General features: G+C 59.4%; 14 protein-coding genes. 9 read left to right on the top strand and 5 right to left on the bottom strand.

The window, feature by feature from the left end:
- Positions 1 to 30: 30 nt before the first annotated feature.
- Complete coding sequence (locus tag CK627_RS23210) at positions 31 to 1,584, bottom strand: sensor domain-containing diguanylate cyclase (protein WP_095593177.1); 1,554 nt, start codon at positions 1,582 to 1,584, stop codon at positions 31 to 33.
- Between the two features lie 210 nt (positions 1,585 to 1,794).
- Between CK627_RS23210 and CK627_RS19715 the strand changes: the two genes are divergently transcribed.
- The 4 genes from CK627_RS19715 to CK627_RS19700 all read left to right on the top strand — a co-directional run bounded on the left by CK627_RS19715 (position 1,795) and on the right by CK627_RS19700 (position 8,978).
- Complete coding sequence (locus CK627_RS19715; RefSeq protein ID WP_005298612.1) at positions 1,795 to 2,844, top strand: efflux RND transporter periplasmic adaptor subunit; 1,050 nt, start codon at positions 1,795 to 1,797, stop codon at positions 2,842 to 2,844.
- Positions 2,844 to 5,963 (top strand): efflux RND transporter permease subunit, encoded by a 3,120-nt coding sequence (locus tag CK627_RS19710; RefSeq protein WP_095593176.1) that lies wholly within the window; start codon positions 2,844 to 2,846, stop codon positions 5,961 to 5,963. Before CK627_RS19715 ends, CK627_RS19710 begins: the two co-directional genes overlap by 1 nt.
- An 83-nt stretch (positions 5,964 to 6,046) precedes the next feature.
- Entirely contained in the window at positions 6,047 to 6,418 is a 372-nt protein-coding gene (locus CK627_RS19705; RefSeq protein ID WP_010634698.1) for a hypothetical protein, read from the top strand.
- A 136-nt stretch (positions 6,419 to 6,554) separates the two neighbouring features.
- Positions 6,555 to 8,978, top strand: coding sequence for a YgiQ family radical SAM protein (locus tag CK627_RS19700; protein ID WP_095593175.1), 2,424 nt, complete (start codon positions 6,555 to 6,557; stop codon positions 8,976 to 8,978).
- Positions 8,979 to 9,186: 208 nt separating this feature from the next.
- Here CK627_RS19700 and CK627_RS19695 read toward each other — a convergent pair whose 3' ends face one another.
- Complete coding sequence (locus CK627_RS19695) at positions 9,187 to 10,665, bottom strand: TIR domain-containing anti-phage reverse transcriptase (protein ID WP_095593174.1); 1,479 nt, start codon at positions 10,663 to 10,665, stop codon at positions 9,187 to 9,189.
- A gap of 703 nt (positions 10,666 to 11,368) precedes the next feature.
- Here CK627_RS19695 and CK627_RS19690 point away from each other — a divergent pair.
- Entirely contained in the window at positions 11,369 to 11,596 is a 228-nt protein-coding gene (locus CK627_RS19690; protein WP_095593545.1) for a hypothetical protein, read from the top strand.
- A gap of 1 nt (position 11,597) precedes the next feature.
- Here CK627_RS19690 and CK627_RS19685 read toward each other — a convergent pair whose 3' ends face one another.
- Complete coding sequence (locus CK627_RS19685; RefSeq protein ID WP_095593173.1) at positions 11,598 to 12,638, bottom strand: helix-turn-helix transcriptional regulator; 1,041 nt, start codon at positions 12,636 to 12,638, stop codon at positions 11,598 to 11,600.
- Between the two features lie 191 nt (positions 12,639 to 12,829).
- Here CK627_RS19685 and CK627_RS19680 point away from each other — a divergent pair, with 191 nt between their 5' ends.
- Both CK627_RS19680 and CK627_RS19675 read left to right on the top strand, forming a co-directional pair.
- Complete coding sequence (locus CK627_RS19680; protein ID WP_095593172.1) at positions 12,830 to 13,171, top strand: DUF805 domain-containing protein; 342 nt, start codon at positions 12,830 to 12,832, stop codon at positions 13,169 to 13,171.
- Positions 13,168 to 13,650 carry a hypothetical protein gene (locus tag CK627_RS19675; RefSeq protein ID WP_095593171.1) on the top strand — a complete coding sequence of 161 codons (483 nt, stop codon included), beginning with the start codon at positions 13,168 to 13,170 and terminating at the stop codon, positions 13,648 to 13,650. Before CK627_RS19680 ends, CK627_RS19675 begins: the two co-directional genes overlap by 4 nt.
- Before the next feature lie 81 nt (positions 13,651 to 13,731).
- Here the strand turns inward: CK627_RS19675 and CK627_RS19670 are convergent, their stop codons facing one another.
- Both CK627_RS19670 and CK627_RS19665 read right to left on the bottom strand, forming a co-directional pair.
- Positions 13,732 to 14,166 (bottom strand): hypothetical protein, encoded by a 435-nt coding sequence (locus tag CK627_RS19670; protein ID WP_095593170.1) that lies wholly within the window; start codon positions 14,164 to 14,166, stop codon positions 13,732 to 13,734.
- Complete coding sequence (locus CK627_RS19665) at positions 14,163 to 14,696, bottom strand: DinB family protein (protein WP_095593169.1); 534 nt, start codon at positions 14,694 to 14,696, stop codon at positions 14,163 to 14,165. Before CK627_RS19665 ends, CK627_RS19670 begins: the two co-directional genes overlap by 4 nt.
- 539 nt (positions 14,697 to 15,235) lie before the next feature.
- Here CK627_RS19665 and CK627_RS19655 point away from each other — a divergent pair.
- Together CK627_RS19655 and CK627_RS19650 are read left to right on the top strand one after the other, a co-directional pair.
- Positions 15,236 to 15,622 carry a hypothetical protein gene (locus CK627_RS19655; protein ID WP_095593168.1) on the top strand — a complete coding sequence of 129 codons (387 nt, stop codon included), beginning with the start codon at positions 15,236 to 15,238 and terminating at the stop codon, positions 15,620 to 15,622.
- A gap of 207 nt (positions 15,623 to 15,829) precedes the next feature.
- Positions 15,830 to 16,756, top strand: a complete 927-nt coding sequence (locus CK627_RS19650) for a Gfo/Idh/MocA family protein (protein ID WP_095593167.1) — start codon at positions 15,830 to 15,832, stop codon at positions 16,754 to 16,756.
- The last annotated feature ends 110 nt before the right edge of the window (positions 16,757 to 16,866 follow it).

Below are 16,866 nucleotides of genomic sequence, written 5' to 3'. Positions count from 1 at the left end.
GTCTCTCCGAACATGAGTGAGGGGATCAGCTTACCCGCAGTTGCCGGCGCCGTCATCCTGCCAAGGTTCACTGCGGTTGCGCCCGTTGGCCTTGGCCTGGTAGAGCGCCACGTCGGCCCGCCGAATGACCTCCTGCAGCGGCGTCTCGGCGCTGCTGTGGTGATAGCCGAGGCTGATGGTGACAGCCAGCGCTGGCGCCAGCGCCTGCCAGGGGTGACTGGCGATGTGCTGGCGCAACCGCTCGGCCAGCTGGTCGAGTGGTTCGCCCCCTTTGGCCGCCAGCAGCAGAAACTCCTCGCCGCCCCAGCGGATCAGGGCATCTTCCCGCCGCAGGTGCTGCTGGCACAGGCGCACCAGCTGGATCAGTACCTGATCGCCCACTTCGTGGCCAAAGCGGTCGTTGACCTGCTTGAAGTGATCGCAGTCGAACATGATCACCCCGACGCTGCCCCCGCGCTGTTGATGGCGGCGCTCGAACTCGTCGAAGTAGTGGCGGTTGAAGGCGCCGGTCAGGGCATCGTGACTGGAGAGGTAGTCCAGCTGCCGGTTCAGGCGGCGGGACTTGAGGTTGGCGAGCACGGCCCAGGCCATGAAGAAGAGGGCGATCAGGGTTGGTGCGGACTGACTGAGCAGGGCCCACAGCAGGGAAGGCAAAGGGACGCGATGGAGCAGGGTGAGCCCGGTGTCAGGAATGGCGTACTGGAACTGAAACGCCCCCTGGAGCCAGCGATAGCCATCCCATGCCTCTACCGGCTTGGGGGCTCGGCTATGCTCCCGCGCGCTGCTGGCCAGAATATGGTGATCTTGATTGACCAGAAACAGGGTTCCAATTCGTGGTGCGTGTTCCCTCATCATCTCATCGAGCCGTGAGAGTAAAATATCCATGCTGATGACTCCCACCAGCATCTGCTCCCGCACTATGGGCTTGGACAGCGTGATCATCATTCCCTGACCTGCAGTATCTGCGTAGGGACGCGATATGATGACGCGCTGGCTGGGGTTTTGCTTTTGCAGGGCATCCAGCCAGTAGGATTGTTGATAGAGTTTTCGTTGAAAATGAAAGCGGCTTGAGGGCACCCACGGATAGACATAGATAAAATCATCTGCCCCGGTGAAATAAACCCAGGTGACCTTGTCTTTCAGCAACTTGGTGGCGGTGGACAATAAAGGCGAGAGGCTTAATGCCAGGTGGATCCTGGCTTCGCGCTCGCCGCCCGGGTCAGGCAATGGTCCTAGCCCGGTCAGATTGCCAACGAGCCCGACGGGCAGGTCGGGGGGGATCTGATCCAGTGAGAATCTTCGCGTCGGGTCTACGTGAAGGACCTTATAAAGCTGGCGGGTCAGCGTCGACTGCGGATTGCTGCGCAGCCGTTCCTCTGCCTGGCCTCGCATGGCTTCGAGGAAGGCTGTCATCTGCTTAAACTGAGACTGCAAGTGAGTCGCACTATGGAGAGAATCTTGTTTGTTGAATTCGACGAGCTGTTCCAGCGTCTGATGGAGGGTGAGGGCGAGCAACAGCATGACGACAATACCAGGCAGCCAATGCTGTCGGTGTAGAGCATTGTGAAAGCGTGTTATTGGCATATTGACGGTCGTACCTGATTTTCACTGATTCAATTGTCAGTCTAGGTAGTAACCATGGAGAACATCTCTTCTGGATGCTATTTCGGTGATCTCACCCCACTCTTGTTACGTTTTGTCACATTTATACATAGTCACGGCATAGTCAGGGGGTAACATGGTGACCATCATTGATGAAGTGCCCTCTTTTCTCTTAATTTCATGGATTGCTTGATGAAAATGCGTACTTGGCTGGTGCTTGCCTGCCTCTCTTTGCTGATTTCCGCCGGCTGGTATTACCGCCACTCTGCCCCTGCCGGCAAACCCCAGCCACGTCAGGTCAACATCCGGGCGCAGACGGTCAGCCAGAGCCTGGCAGAACCCTCCATCAAGCTGGTGAGCAAGCTGGCCGCCAACCGCTCCGTGGTGATCAGCCCCGAGGTAACCGGCCGCATCGTCAAGATAGCGGTGCGCTCCGGCCAGCAGGTCAAGCAGGGGGACGTGCTGATCGCCCTCGACGCCGGCAAGCAGCAGGCCGAGCTGGCCGAGCAGAGCGCCAGCGTGCGCGACGAGACCCGCAAGCTGCGGGACATGCGCCGGCTGGTGGCGCGCGGCGCCATCACCACCTCCGAGCTGGAAGGGCAGGAGGCCACGGTCGCCCAGGCTCAGGCCCGGGCCGATGCCGCCAAGTACGAGCTCTCCCTGCGCACCCTGCTGGCACCGTTCGACGGTTCGGTCAGCCTCATCGATCTGAGCGAAGGGGCCCTGGTCAACAGCGGCGATACCCTGCTCCACCTGGACGAACTGGCCAAGCTGCGGCTCGATCTGGCGGTGCCCGAGCGCTACCTCTCCCTGCTGCGCCCCGGCATGGCGGTGACGGCGACCAGTTCGGCCTGGCCTGACCAATCTTTTCGCGGCGTGCTGGAGACGCTGGACAGCCGCGTCTCCAACGATACCCAGAACATCAAGGCGCGGGTGATCATCCCCAATCCCGACGGCCAGCTGCGCCCCGGCATGCTGCTCAACGTCGAACTCTCCCTACCGCCACAGAAGATGACCCTGATCCCGGCCCAGTCGGTGGAGTATGCCGGCGAGCAGCGCTTCGTCTATCGTCTCGAACCCAATGGCAAGGTCAAGCGGGTGCCCGTGGTGCTGGGGGATACCCATGGCGAAGAGGTGTGGGTGACCGAAGGGCTCAAGGTGGGCGATCGCATCGTGGTCGAGGGACTGGTCAACCTGCGTGACGGCGTCAGCGTGCACGATCTGGCGGAGGTCAAAGGCTGATGTGGCTCTCCGATATTTCCGTGCGCCGCCCGCTGGTGGCGGTGGTGCTGAGCGCGCTGCTCACCGTGTTCGGTCTGGTGGCGTTTTCCAAGCTGACGGTGCGGGAGATGCCGGACGTGCAGACCCCGTCCGTCTCCATCACCACCATGTACGAGGGGGCCGCCCCCGCCGTCATGGAGAGCCAGGTCACCAAGCCCATCGAGGATCAGCTCTCCGGCATCAGCGGCATCAAGAACATCAACTCGGTGACCCGCAAGGGACGCTCTGTCATCACGGTGGAGTTCAAGCTCGGCTGGAACATGGTGGAGGGGATCTCCGATGTGCGCGACGCCATCTCTCGCGCTCGCCCCAAGCTGCCGGACGAGGTGGATGAACCCCTGGTCACCAAGGACAACGGCAACGGCGACGTAGCGGTCTGGCTCAACTTCAGCAGCACCCAGATGGACCGCACCGCCATGACCGACTACGCCAACCGGGTGCTGGTGGATCCCCTGAGCCTGGTGGACGGGGTGAGCGAGGTGTCCCTCTCCGGCGATCTGACCCAGGTGATGTACGTGCGGCTGCGCCCGGCCGACATGGCGGCGCGTGGCGTCACGGTGGCGGACGTGCAGGACGCCCTCAAGCGCGAGAACATCGAGCTGCCGGGCGGCGAGATCCGCAACAACAGCATGACCATGGCGGTGCAGATTGCCCGGCTCTATCACACCGCCGCCGATTTCCAGGCGCTGCAGGTGCGCACCGCCGCCAACGGCCAGAGCATCTATCTGGCCGACATCGCCGATGTGGAGGTGGGGGCCAAGAACGAAGACAGCGCCTACCAGCGCAACGGCCGTGAGAGCCTGGGGATTGGCATCGTCGCCCAGTCCACCGCCAACCCGCTGGCGGTGGCGCAGGGGGTCGAGAAGAAGATGGCCGAGATGCAGCGCTTCCTGCCGGAGGGGGCGACCCTGGAGGTCGACTACGACTCCACCATCTTCATCAAGCAGGCCATCGACGAGGTGTACGAGACGCTGGCCATCTGCGCCGTGCTGGTGGTGGCCGTGCTCTACCTGTTCCTGGGGCAGGGGCGTACCACCCTCATTCCGGCCATCACGGTGCCGGTCTCCCTCATCTCCGCCTTTATCGGCGCCTGGTATCTGGGCTTTTCCATCAACCTCATCACCCTGTTGGCGCTCATTCTCGCCATCGGTCTGGTGGTGGATGACGCCATCGTGGTGGTGGAGAACATTCACCACCATCTGCAGCGCGGCGAACCGCCCCTGCTGGCGGCCTGGCACGGCACCCGCGAGGTAGGCTTTGCGGTGATCGCCACCACTGCCGTGCTGGTGATGGTGTTCGTGCCCATCGCTTTCATGGATGGCATGGTGGGGCGGCTCTTTACCGAGTTCGCCATCCTGCTGTCGCTGGCGGTACTCTTCTCGTCGCTGATCGCGCTCACCCTGACCCCGGCCATGGGCTCCTGGCTGATGCGCTCGGTGGATAGACCCAACCGGCTGACGGCGGCGCTCGATCGTGGCCTCGGCTGGGTGGAGAAGCACTATCGCGCTCTGCTTGGCGCCGTGCTGCACCACTCGCGCTGGACCCCGCTGGTGCTGGTGCTCTGCCTTGGCGGCATCGGCGCCCTGTTTGCCCAGCTGCCCACCAGCCTTACCCCGACCGAGGATCGGGGCGTGCTCTACGTGTTCGTCAAGGGGGCCGAGGGCACCAGCATCGAGCGGATGAAGCGCAACATGCAGCAGGTGGAGGCGGCCATCATGCCGCTGCTCGGCAAGGGGGTGGTGCAGGCCATGAGCTTCAGCACCCCGGCCTTCGGCCGCGGCGGCGATCAGACCGGTATGGCCATCATCCAGCTCACCGACTGGGCCGAGCGGGATGAAACCGCCACCGAGTTCGCCAAGTCCCTGAGCGGGCGGCTGGCCGGCATTCCGGACGTGATGATCCGCACCTTCCAGCCGGGCTTTCGCGGTGGCTCCACCGCGGCGGTGCAGTTCGTGCTGCAGGGCTCCGATTACGCCGAGCTCTATCAGCAGGGGCTGGCCCTGAAAGAGGCGGCAGCCCAGAGCGGTCTGATGGAGACGCCGGATCTCGACTATGCCGAGAAGACCCCGGAGCTGCAGGTGACCATAGAGCGGGATCGGGCCAACCAGCTCGGCATCCCGGTCTCCACCATCGCGAGCTCCCTGCAGGCCCTGCTCGGCGGCATCAGCCAGACAACCTATGTAGACAGAGGGGAGGAGTACGACGTCTATCTGCGCGCCAACCAGCGCGACTTCAACGGCGTCTCCGACTTGAGCCGCATCTACCTCAAGGCGGCCAACGGCGAGATGGTGACCCTCTCGACCCTGGCCACCGTCAAGCAGGTGGCGAGCCCGCAGCGCCTCAACCACTACCAGCGCCAGAAGGCGGTGACCCTGACCGCGGATCTGGCGCCGGGCCATACCCTGGGCGAGGCGCTGGATTACCTGGACGGCTGGGCCAATGCCAACCTGCCAAACGGCATGACGGTGGATTATGCCGGCGAGTCCAAGGACTATCGCGACAACCAGGGTGAGATGGTGATGGTGTTCGCTCTGGCTCTGCTGGTGGTCTATCTGGTGCTGGTGGCCCAGTTCGAGAGCATGTTGACCCCGGCGGTGGTGATGGTGACGGTGCCGCTCGGCATCTTCGGCGGCTTGCTCGGCCTCTGGCTGACGGGGCAGGAGATGAGCATCTACAGCCAGATCGGCATGATCATGCTGATCGGCATGGTGACCAAGAACGGCATCCTGATCGTCGAGTTCATCAACCAGCTGCGCCAGCGCGGCGAAGGGTTTGACGAGGCGATCGTCGCAGGCTCGGTGCGCCGCTTGCGCCCCATTCTGATGACCTCCCTCACCGCCATCATAGGGGCCGTGCCACTGATGCTCTCCATGGGGGCGGGCTACGAGAGCCGGATGTCGGTGGGCACAGTGGTCTTCTTCGGCTTGTCTCTCGCGACCCTGGTTACCCTGCTGCTGGTGCCCGCCATCTACCATCTGCTGGCCAAGCGGGCCGGCATGACCGGAGCGCGGGATCAACAGGTGGACGAGGCGCTGGCCTCCAGCGAGGCCACCTCGCAGCAGGACAAACCGGCTGCCTGATGCGGCCCCCCATATAGGGGCAGAGGCTGGCAAGCAAACGGCTGCGGGTTAATATGTAGCCAGTTTGATACTCGAGGTGAGTCATGTTGCCATCAGCCATTTATGAGCCGCTGCCCTTTGCCTACATGGGCAGCGGTTTGCTTTTGTTGGGGATTGCCGATCAGCCGGGGCTGTTGCTGGCCGGGTTGGCACTCTATCTGGCCGGTTCGCTGGCCTGGTTTCGGCGCGGCGCCTATCGCCGCCCAGACAAGCACCGGCTGATGCGAAAGCAGGGCTGGCCGCTGTGGCTCTACGAGAGCCGACCGTTTGCGCTGATCCTGCTGGGCCTGCTGATGCTGCGCCTGGCCACCCACCCGGTGTTCCTGGCGCCCGCCCTGGTCTGGTGCCTGCTGGGGGGTTATCAGCTGCTGCAGCGCCACTACAACCGTATCGTGCTGGCCCGCGCCCTGGCCTGAGCCGACCATTGACCCGCACTTTTGAGGCGAGCCCGCTGGCTCGCCTTTTCCGCATCTATCGTAGGGGCAAAAAGCCGTCGCCCCCGCCTTGCTCTGCCGGTATAATGCGCGACCCGAATTGTTCCAGGTGGTCAAAATGCAGCCGGTTACCAACCTCTTCTCCTATCCCCGTTACTGGGCCGAGTGCTACGGCACGGCGCCCTTCCTGCCCATGTCCCGCGCGGAGATGGACAAGCTCGGCTGGGACAGCTGCGACATCGTGCTGGTGACAGGCGACGCCTACGTGGATCACCCGAGTTTCGGCATGGCGGTCATTGGCCGCATGCTCGAATCCCAGGGTTTTCGGGTCGGCATCATCGCCCAGCCGGACTGGTCATCGAAGGATGACTTCATGCGCCTGGGCAAGCCGAACCTCTTCTATGGGGTGACGGCGGGCAACATGGACTCCATGATCAACCGCTACACCGCCGACAAGAAGCTGCGCCACGACGATGCCTACACCCCGGGGGATGTGGGCGGCAAGCGGCCGGATCGCGCCACCCTGGTCTATACCCAGCGCTGCAAGGAGGCCTATAAAGAGGTCCCCGTGGTCATCGGCGGCATCGAGGCGTCCCTGCGCCGCATCGCCCACTACGACTACTGGTCCGAGACCATCCGTCGCTCGATCCTCATCGACGCCAAGGCCGACATCCTCATCTACGGCAACGCCGAGCGGCCGCTGATCGAGGTGGCGCACCGCATCGCAGGCGGCGAGACCATCGACACCATGCAGGACATTCGCGGCACCGCCGTCATCCGCAAGGAGCCGCTGCCGGGCTGGCGCGGGGTGGATTCGAGCAAGCTCGACCAGATTGGCCGCATCGATCCCATCCCCAACCCCTATATGGAAGGGGCACCCTGCAGCGACGACGAGGGCTCCGCGCCGGTGGAGCAGGAGGCCAAGCCCATCCTGGTGCAGCCCCCTAAGCAAAAACCCTGGGAGCTGACCTACGTCAAGCTGCCGGCGTTCGAGCGGGTGAAGGAGGACAAGGTGCTCTACGCCCATGCGTCGCGCATCCTGCACCACGAGACCAACCCGGGCTGCGCCCGCGCGCTCTCCCAGGCCCACGGCGATCGCATCATCTGGGTCAACCCGCCCGCCTTCCCGCTCGAAACCGACGAGATGGACGGGGTGTTCGGCCTGCCTTACCAGCGGGTGCCGCACCCGGCCTATGGCAACGAGAAGATCCCGGCCTACGACATGATCAAGACCTCGGTCAACATCATGCGCGGCTGCTTCGGCGGCTGCTCCTTCTGCTCCATCACCGAGCACGAGGGGCGCATCATCCAGAGCCGCTCGGAAGAGTCGATCTTGAAAGAAATCGAAGAGATCCGCGACAAGGTGCCGGGCTTTACCGGCGTCATCTCGGATCTGGGCGGCCCCACCGCCAACATGTACAAGCTCCGCTGCAAGAGCCCCAAGGCAGAGCAGACCTGTCGGCGCGCCTCCTGCGTCTGGCCGACCATCTGCCCGCACATGGACACGGACCACAGCCCGACCATCAACCTCTATCGCAAGGCGCGCGACCTCAAGGGCATCAAGAAGATCCTGATCGCCTCCGGGGTGCGTTACGACATCGCGGTGGAAGATCCGCGTTACATCAAGGAGCTGGCCAAGTACCACGTGGGCGGCTACCTCAAGATCGCGCCGGAACACACCGAGGAGGGCCCGCTCTCCAAGATGATGAAGCCGGGCATGGGCAGCTACTACAGCTTCAAGGAGCTGTTCGACAAGTATTCCAAAGAGGCGGGCAAGCAGCAGTACCTGATCCCCTACTTCATCTCCGCCCACCCGGGCACCACGGATGAAGACATGGTGAACATGGCGCTCTGGATCAAGTCCAACCGCTTCAAGCTCGATCAGGTGCAGAACTTCTACCCGTCGCCGCTCGCCAACGCCACCACCATGTATTACACCGAGAAAAACCCGCTCAACAAGGTGAGCCGCCAGGGCGGGGACGTGTTCGTGGTGAAAGGGGAGCGTCGCCGTCGCCTGCACAAGGCGCTGCTGCGCTACCACGATCCGGCCGGCTGGCCGATGATCCGCGAAGCCCTGCTGGAGATGGGCAAGGGCCACCTGATCGGCAACGGCCCCGACTGCCTGGTGCCGCCGGAAGGCCGTGGCGAAGCCAAGGCCGAGCGCAGCCGCAGCAAGGGCCTGAAACCTGCCTTGACTCGCCACAGTACCATCACCCATCAGCGCAGCAATGGTGCCGGCAACAAGGCCGCCCGCAGCGAGGCCGGTGCAGCCAATGCCCCGGCGGCCAGCAGAAATGGCGGCAAGGCGGGCAATGGCAAGCCGGTGGGCTCTCAGCTCCAGAAAGGCTCGGGCAACGGCAAGTCTGCCGCGCAGGGCGCAGGGCAGGGCATTGGTCAGGGTAAACCGGCAGGGCAGGGGAAACCCGCTCACAAAGGCAAGGCCCCGAGCCGCGCAGGCACTGCCAAGCCGGGCGCCAAACCTGCCACTCAGGGCGGCAAGCCTGCAGCCAAAGGCAATGGTGCCAAGCGACCGGCTCGGTGAGTTTTCCTGACTGTAAAGCGATAGAGATTAAAAAGGCGACCGAATGGTCGCCTTTTTATTTTATATGTGTTGGATGTTTTCAATATTAAATAGTGCTTTTTTTTAATAATTTATCCATCTCAGCAACAATTTCATCCACATTGTTTTTGAATGATATGTATCGTTTGTCAGCAATTAATGGAATTTTTTCTATAATTGCTTTTTCATTTCAAACAATAAGAGGTAATAATTTTGTTTTCGTATTTCTAATTTCCATAGACAAAACTGTATGTATTTCCTTCATTGGCCAAGATTTATCTATGGATGCTTCAGATATTATTGAAATGACAAATTTTGATTTTTGAAGTGCTGTATTTATTTTCCCAACGAGAGAGTCCCCCCACCCTATAGCAAAGCAATCAATAAAGGTTTTTATTCCTTTTTTTTCTAGTGCATGATAAAGCGGGATGGCAACACGATTTTTATCTTCACATGCATGGCATATAAAAACATCATACATATCAAAAACACCTTTTAATTTTTTAATAAATGGAGGTGGGTTAGAGTCTAACTCTAGGACTTGTTTGCATAATTTTAGATATGGCGAGTGATCTTCACCTCTGACCATTTTAATGAAGCTTAGCTTTCCATATATAGCTCTTTTATATATAGAGCCATCTAACTTATTTATTTCTATATCATTTTCATTGACATGATATCTGTGTTTTATAAATCGGATTTCAGCACTTTGAAGATCCTTCCTCCATTCATTAATCATAGCTCTGGTGTTTCTAATCAATTGCCTATTAATGTTAACTCCATTATTTACAACTAATCCTGTGACTTCTTGTCGCTGGCATTTATGTTGTACTCTAGTCTTATTGTGGTTAACATGAAAGCCAGAGTCTGTTATAGCTCGTTCAAGTAATGGCCCAACAATATATTTCAACTTGTCTTGTGTATTTACATCTCTTTGTACTATAACGGCAGGAAATTCTCTATTGCTTGAGAATGTTATATCATCGGCATATCTTGTGTATGTTAGGTGGAAGCGCTTGGCAATTTGAACTAGTTTTTTATCAAGAGTTGCAGCAGCCAAATTTGAAATAATAGGTGATGTTGATGCACCTTGGGGTAATCGTCCATTATAAGTACACAGTTGGGCTAAAATTGTAGCGGCGGGAACATCCATGTTGAATGGGATGTTTCTAAATATTCCTTGTACTCTACCAAAATTAACCGAGTGAAAAAAATCCAGTAGGTCGATATTTAATATAAAATTTTTCTTTTTATGTTGCTCAGCATTCGAAACAATCCCTTTACCACCACTTACAAAGCCATGCACAGGTTTTTTAACCCTGTAATGAGCTTCAATGAGAGGTTTTATTTTACTTTGTAAAATCTGTAATGAATTATTTGGTTTTTCAATAAGGCGTTCTTTGCCAGATTTCTTCTTAATAGTGAAGGATGTATATTTTTTATTTTGTTGATATAAAATATACAATAGTTGTCCAACCGGGATTTCTAATATATTAGCAACGTCACTAGCTTCTTTTAGGCCGATTATTTTTTCAGCAGCCTTTAATTGGTCAGATAAAATAGTTGGTGAAAGTTTTGGATTAATCCATTGGTGGCCATTATATGCAATTATTCTTTTGGGTTCGAAAGAAGTAGTAACACTTATATCTGAGGAAGTATCAGTATTCATATAGGGGTTAATAAGGTTAAATGTGGTTTACAATCCGATCACTTTGCGCGCGCCAATGGGACGAACGGACCATCAAAAAACAATGTATAGCTGTACAGGGCATATGTAACCCTGAGTTCTAGGTCCAAAGCAGTAACAACTTCAGACATTTTGGATTGAAACCACAGTTATAAAATATATCAATCAGTTTCATAGGTGCAATCCTTTTATGTACCAGTAACTTCCTTGATGTGATGAATATCACAAAACCGAATAAATATTCAGTTTAATCAACTATGTAGGTCCCATTATTTATGATTTTTTTGCTTAGCTACTTCTTCGATAAATTACTAAGAAGAGAAATCAGGGACACCCACCTTTCTATGTGAAGCGTATCACCACCAAATCTGACGCTACCGCCCGTGGATTACAGCTTCCAATATGCTCTATTGACCCGCGCTGGCAGCAACCCATCGCAGCTCAACAGGTTCTGAATGGCCATGGTAAGCCAAATGAAGCTGGCTAGGCGAGCCTTAAAATGGTGTAACCGTCGGGATCTCATCGTTTTTTGAACTGGATCAGCAAATGGATTTGAAAGGGGCATATATGGCTATTCTCATCCCCTAAAAAGATGACTGTCTTCATCGGGGGAGGCTTTGTTATCTTGCCGGGGATGTCCAGGGGCGATAGGGCCCCTTTATCTCACTCCAACCGGAGCAATCAGATGGCGTTAAAAGTGCGATCCCGCAGGGAGAAGGTGGGCAGTGGCCTTGGGCTGCTGCTCGGGATCATTGGCTTCAATCTGCTGGTGCCTTTCCTGTTTGAAAAGCAGGCGGGTTTTGATGGCAACCAGATGCTCTGGGCCGCCGTGACGGCGCTGGTCTGCTCCGAGCTGGGGGCAAGGATAGGCAAGTGGCTGGATCGCCGGGAGCAAACGAGAGCAGGCGATTGATTCAGGAGGCGGCCGACAGGTCGCGGGTTGCTCTGAACTGGCTGGGAGTCAGGCCGGTGATGCGCTGAAACTCGCGATTGAAATTGGATTTGGTCTGAAAGCCAGCGTTCATCAAGATCTGGGTGATGCTTTCATCCGTGTTAAGCAGAGCCTGCCTGGCATGGGCAATCCGATATTCGTTGATGACCCTGGGGATGCTCTGCTGGCGCACCAGATTGACGGCACTGGAGACCTGCTTGGCGGGAATGCCCAGTTTGCGTGAGAGGCGGGCCAGGGTCAGCTCAGGATCCAGATAGCAAGCTTTCTCTTTCATCAGGTTATCGAGCAGGGCCACGATTTCCCGGGCACGCTCTTCGTTCAGCAGCGGCGCTTTCTCAGCGGGCTCGGGAACGGAAGTGGGTCTCTCCTCCTCTTCTGCATCAGGGGTATTGACCCCTACCATCACCACGGCCGCCGCCAGCATGGGCACCAGCATCAGGTGGCCCAGCGACAGGATATAGGGCGCCAGCTGGCCTTGATTGAAGGCGAAGTCGAGGGAGATTGCGGCATCGATGGCCGCCGAAAACAGCAGCATCCAGCCTGCGATATGTTCCGCCCGCCTGACCCCCTCCCACTTATTGAACGAGACATAAAGCAGCAGCTGTGTCTTATCGGAAAAACGCACCAACGCGATGCCGTAGCAGAGATAGATGGCCGTCAGCAGGCCATCCAGCGGCAGTGGCAACCAGTTGTGGGTCAGCATGCCGAGGGCAACCAGCGCGGGACCGATGCTGTGCAGCCAGGAAAAACGGGCCCCTGGCGCCTTGGCCCGGCTGAAGATATGCCAGGCGGCCACCGGAATAAGCGAGGCGAGGATCGGCTGCGCGAGAGTGAGCGGCGCCAGATCGAAGGTCCAGCGCAGCCCCACCACGCCGGTGGTGATGGCGCACAGCAGCAAAAAGAGGGCGGTCGTTCTGGCCGCCCGGCCGAGGCGCGCCAGCAGCACGGCGGCCAGCAGTGCCAGCAGCAAGGAGACGATAAAGGGTATGGGTATGGCCAGCATCATGTATCCCGTGTGCAAAGAGAAGCCGTTGACCGGCGGCTGCATGCCAGCATAACGGCTTGGGTCAGGCGAATGAAGCCCATGATGGCGCGGGCGCGGTTCGAGGACGACCTGAAACCGGTTTGAGGACGCCCGGGGGCGCTTTGCTCCCCATGATAAGGGCTCCCAATCACCATAACAGGCAGGTATCCATGTTCTCTTTCTATTGGCTGGGGTGGCAACGCGCCCTGGATTTTTCGGGTCGTGCCACCCGGGCCGAGTGTGGGTGGTTCATGTTGGGCCATCTGCTGATCACCCTGATCTGCATCTGGCTGGACGTGCTGCTTGCCAGCCTGGGCTGGCTGGATCTGAGCTACGGCCTGGTAAGCAGCGTGCCCCTGATTGCGCTTATCGTGCGTCGTTTGCACGACACCGGCCGCTCCGGTTGGTGGGGCTGGGTCTTTCTGGTGCCGGCCGTGGGGCCCTTGCTGCTGATCTATTTGCTGGCGCAGCAAAGCGGAGCAACCCATGTTGGCAAGGAGGCATCGGCATGAGACACGCACTCTGGCTGTTTATGTTGTGCTGCTCGCTGGCGGTGGCCGCCGTCGACAATCCCCACGATTTTCCCAAGGGGGCACTGGGCCTGCTGCAGGTCGACAGCCTGACCCGTGGCGAGTTGCTGTGGCTGCAGGGGCGGGTGGGGGAGGGAACCTATACCACCACGGATGCCGAGGGGCGCCACTGCGCCATCCGGGTGCCGGTGGCGGTCGGCAAGGTGGCGAGCAGCGGCCTTGGCATCGACTCCGCTGCGGGGCTGGCCATCGTCGTCATGACGCCGCGGCTTGATGCGGCGCTCAGCAAGGGGGAGCGGGTGAACAGCAGCGACTTCACCTTCTCCCGCGAGGCTGCTGACCCGGCGGCCGACGGCTATATCGTCAGCGGGATCGCGGCCGACGAAGGGTTTGTGCTGAACTCGCGGCGGCGCTGGATAGCCTGGCTGCTGGAAGACAAACCGGCACTGCGCTGTCAATAAGGCCTCCCTCGTCGGGAAAAGGCGCTGGCCAGAGATCAAAGAAGACCGCTTGACCGGCGCTGATTGGTTTACTGGCTGCGCCTACTGCCACACTTCCTGCCCCTTGCCATTGAGCAGGGTGTGAAAGAGATAGTGATCGTCCCGATCGTAATAGACGGTAATGGTGTGACGCTCGGTGTAGTCCGCCGCCACGCTGGCCACCGTCATGGGCACCAGGATCAGCTCCCCCAGCCCCATTGTCACGGCGCTCGCCGTGGCCTGGCCATTGCCGTCACCGCGCTTGTGGATCTTGCCGAGCACGGTAAAGCGATCGCAGCCCTGCACCTTATCCTCGGTCAGAAAGGTGGCCTGCTGGCAGAGCTGGGGATCGCCCAGTTCGGCGCGAATGGTCGTGCGGGTCTCCCCTGACACTAGGGTATTGCGAAAGCGTCCCGCGTAGTGATCGAGGGCGGCGGCGCAGCCGCTTAGCAGCCAGATCAGCAGCAGCGGTGTGAGCCGCAGACAGGTGCGCTTCATGGGCGGGCCTTGTCATCTGCAAGGGCAGCATCGCCCCGCCGCTCAGGTTCGCTGCGATGCAAGAAGGTGGTCAGGGTATCGCGCGGCGGCGTGATGCCGCACTGCACCAGGATCCGGCCGATCGCCCCCCTGTGATAGCCGCCGTGGGTCACCAGATGCAGCAGCATCTCGGCGCGGCTCATCTGCCCTTGGTCGCCATCCGTGAACTGAAACCGGATCTGGGTATTGCACGCCTGCGGGCTCAGGGTCGTCACATACTCCACCAGCCAGTTATCCAGTGCCGTGACCGCGCCGTGTAGCGCCGCCAGGGTCGGCGTCTCGGGGGTATTGGTGGCGGTAAAGCCGTGCCGTTCCCCCAGCAGATTGGCCTTGAAGATGGTATCGACCACATGGATATGGTTGAAGATGCGCAGGGCCGTGTGGTGAGCCTCGCCATATTGCGCGGCATCCAGGGTGGCGAGGGCCGCCAGCAGTTCGTCATCGGCCCAGCGCTTGTAATGGAAAAGGGATTGCAGCGTCTCGTTGTTCATCGGTTCCTTGCCCTCATCTGCTCCTTGAAAGGTGGGCATGGTAGCCAAGAAGAGACCGATATGAAACCTGTTCTGCGGCGGTATCGATAGCAGGCCGGTTGCTGCAAGAAAGCGGTCAGCCGGGCCCCATGGGCCAGCCAGCCTATGTTCTGCTCTCGCTCTGGCTGGTGAAACATAAGGTGATCAATCAGTTACATAGGGCTGACCATAAGGCCGTCATCCCGGGCGTCGCTGAAGGCTGGGGGAGCCAGAGACACTCGCCCGAAGCCAGTGCCGCCGCCAGGTTTGCAGGGCAGAGAGAGGTGGCAAAAGGGCGGCCAGATGCCCTGAAATATCTGGTTACACTCTTCCCGCCCTGTTGATTGAATAGTGATTGAATAACGAGGGGCCGGGTGTGAAGATGCGCGCCACTCGCGACACGAGCCTGCTCGGCGAGAGATATCAAAAAAGCGACAGCGGTGATGGCGGCGGCGAGCGTCGCGGTCAATACCGCGGCAAAACCGGGCCGGGATGGCCCGCCATCTGTGAGTTCAGACCCCATGAAAAAACTGTTTCTGTTGTTGCCCGCGCTGGCGCTGACGGCCTGTGCCGGCAGCATGACCTCTGTTGACAAGACCAGCCCGCAAGGGCGCAAAGTGGTGGTGGGCCAATTCCCGCCCAAGCCGGAGAACTTGTGCACCCTCAAGCACAACGAAGAGCTCCCGATGAACCTGCTGGAGCGCTATAACAGCGCAGGACTGCTCAACTCCTATCTGAACAACAACCAGGAGAGCGTCAAGGTGGCCGACGAGAAGCAGGCCAACTATGTCCACGTCTATATTCCTGCCCGTAAAATGCTGTTCGGAGTGATCGACCTTAACTACAACGACAAGCCGCGGGTCACCTACTACGACTGCCAGTCCCTCAAAGGGCTGTCACGGGGCTGATCCTCGCAGGCCGATTCGGCGTGTAATGCAAGCAACAGATGCAGAAACAGGGGCGACCGGCGGGTCGCCCCTGTTGCTTTTGGCGCCACCGATGGAGGGGAGAGGAGGGGAGTGCTACTCTGTCTGCCAGTTTGCATTGGCCGGTTGGCGCAGGCGCTCGCCAGCGCTTACCATGCCCACGCGTGCCTGATAAAACAAGGAGTTGTCATGCGCATTGCCCTCGTAGGTCTTGGTGATATCGCCCAGAAAGCCTATCTGCCGCTGCTTGCCAGCGACGAGCGAGTCACCCCGCTGCTCTGTACCCGCAATTCGGCGGTATTGGAGAAGCTGGCCCGCCAGTACCGTATCGCCGAGCACTTCACCGAGCTGGGTGACCTGTTGGCAAGCCGCCCGGATGCGGTGATGATCCACGCCGCCACCGCGGTGCACCTGGAACTGGCCGCCCAATGCCTGCGCGCCGGCATCCCCACCTTTGTCGACAAGCCGCTGTGCGACACTCTTGCCGGGGTAGAGAGCCTGGTCAATCTGGCCCTGGCGCAGAACCGCCCGCTGTTTGTCGGCTTCAACCGCCGCTATCTGCCCGCCATGAGTGCGGCCCGGGCGCTGCCGCTTGCAGATAATCAGCCGCTCACCGAGCTCCACTGGCAAAAGCACCGCCACGCCCTGCCGGGGACGCCGCGCGCATTTCTGTTCGACGACTTTATCCATGTGCTCGACAGCCTCTGCTACTATGGCGGCGCGCCTGATGGGGATCTGCATGCAGTGCTGCGGCGCTGTGCCCGCCAACCCGCGCTGTTGGCCGGGGTGAGCGTGGCCTGGCAGAGCGGGCAGGTGGCGGTGAGCGGCAGCATGAATCGCAGCGCTGGCATTACCGAGGAGTGTATAGACGCCTATGGCGACAACCTCTCCCTGCATATCGAGAACTGCACCCGGGGCACCCTGGCCCGCGATAAAGCCGTGCAGACCCTGGCCCCCGACGACTGGCAGCCGGTGCTTACCCAACGGGGCTTTGCCGCCATGCTGGCCCACTGGTATCAGCAGATTGAGACAGGACGGGCCGACGGGGCGCTGATTGAGAGCTACCTGCACAGCCACCGGCTGGCGGAGCAACTGGTGGCCCTGGCAGGGGAGTGAAGGTGATCGCCGCGCCGGTTTGCTTAGGTCATCGGCGGGGCGGCGGGTGAAAAAATCGCCGGACCACTGTATGAGATGGCGCATCCCTGCGCAGTCGGCAGGGGAGGGCG

Source organism: Aeromonas dhakensis (genome assembly GCF_002285935.1).
GTDB classification, from domain to species: Bacteria; Pseudomonadota; Gammaproteobacteria; order Enterobacterales; family Aeromonadaceae; genus Aeromonas; species Aeromonas dhakensis.
The sequence above is the reverse complement of the archived record's forward strand: the minus strand, read 5'-3'. Positions and strand labels throughout refer to the sequence as shown.